We start from the raw sequence: 1,340 nt of genomic DNA, 5'->3' as shown, positions 1-1,340 counted from the left end.
TGGTGTTAGTATGATTTCATGGACACGATTTGGTAGAATTATCTCAAACCAAAGGAGAAGTCCATATGTCACAAAAGTATAGTAAAGAATTCAAAGAAACCATCGTAAGCCTTTATGAAACCGGTAAATCCGTTTCCGATTTATCTCGAGAATATGGTTTAGCTAATCAAACCATCTATAAATGGATAAAAGTCTACAGTAAGAAACAGTTGAATACTGAGGAGATGTCACTCCATGATCTTCAAGAAATGCGTAAGGAAATGGCAAAAATTAAGGAAGAAAATGAAATCTTAAAAAAGGCCTTAGGGATCTTTGCGAAGAAGTAAGTACCGCTGTTGTCTTCGCAAAGATCCAATTCTTACACGAGACCTACAACTACTCAATTAATAGTCTCTGCAATGTTTTTGAGGTTGCACGATCTAGCTTCTATGAGTATCAAAATCGGAAACCTAGTAGTCGTGATCTTGAAAATAATAATTTGAAAGAAGTAATCATGGCTTCGTATCTTGAATCTGGTAAAAGATATGGTGCGCCAAAAATCCATAAAGACTTACAAGCTCAAGGGTATTCAGTTTCAGAAAAGCGAGTTCAAAAATTAATGAGAGAATTAGGAATTCAATCCATTATTCGTAAAAAATATCGGCCTACTAGTTCGACGAAATCTGTCACACAAGAACGCCCTAATTTACTCAAACGTGATTTCACTGCTAAGAAACTCAATCAAAAATGGGTGACCGATATCACCTATATCTATACTCTATCTGATAGCTGGTGCTATTTATCAAGTATCTTGGATCTGAAATCACGTAAAATTATTTCTTGGAAACTGTCCAGAAATATGGATACTCAATTAGTTCTAGATACGCTGGAAGGTGCACTATCGACAAGAGCAATTTCAGATAATTTGATCCTCCACTCGGATCAAGGGAGCCAATACACAAGCAATGCTTATAACAAATACTTAGAAGAACATCAGATTACCCATTCCTACAGCGAAAAAGGTTGTCCCTATGACAACAGTTGTATTGAGTCATTTCATGCGACACTCAAGAAAGAATGTATCTATGCAGAAAATTCGATGGGCTATAAAGATTTTGATTCTTGTTATCAAAGTCTGTTTCAATACATTGAAGGATTTTACAATTCAAGGAGACGCCACAGCAGTCTAAACTATCTAAGTCCGAATGAATATGAAAAACTAGAAGCTTAGTTCATTTACCCTCTTTTTTCTAGTTAGTTTCTGAAAGATACTAACTAGAAAAAGGAGGCCAGGCAACCACGGGGCGCCTAGAACGCACAAAATTCTATCAAAAACTGTCCAAGATATTGACTGAAATCCA

General features: G+C 36.0%; 1 protein-coding gene. It reads left to right on the top strand.

Going from position 1 to position 1,340, the window contains the following annotated elements; genetic code table 11:
- Nucleotides 1–65: 65 nt before the first annotated feature.
- A protein-coding gene (locus I1A59_RS09425; RefSeq protein WP_196092487.1) for an IS3 family transposase occupies nt 66–1,210 on the top strand; the annotation gives its coding sequence in 2 pieces (ribosomal slippage) (nt 66–309 and nt 309–1,210; 1,146 coding nt in all).
- Nucleotides 1,211–1,340: the final 130 nt, after the last annotated feature.

The sequence above is a fragment of the Streptococcus sp. NLN76 genome (genome assembly GCF_015686645.1).
Classification (GTDB): domain Bacteria; phylum Bacillota; class Bacilli; order Lactobacillales; family Streptococcaceae; genus Streptococcus.
The sequence above is the reverse complement of the archived record's forward strand: the minus strand, read 5'-3'. Positions and strand labels throughout refer to the sequence as shown.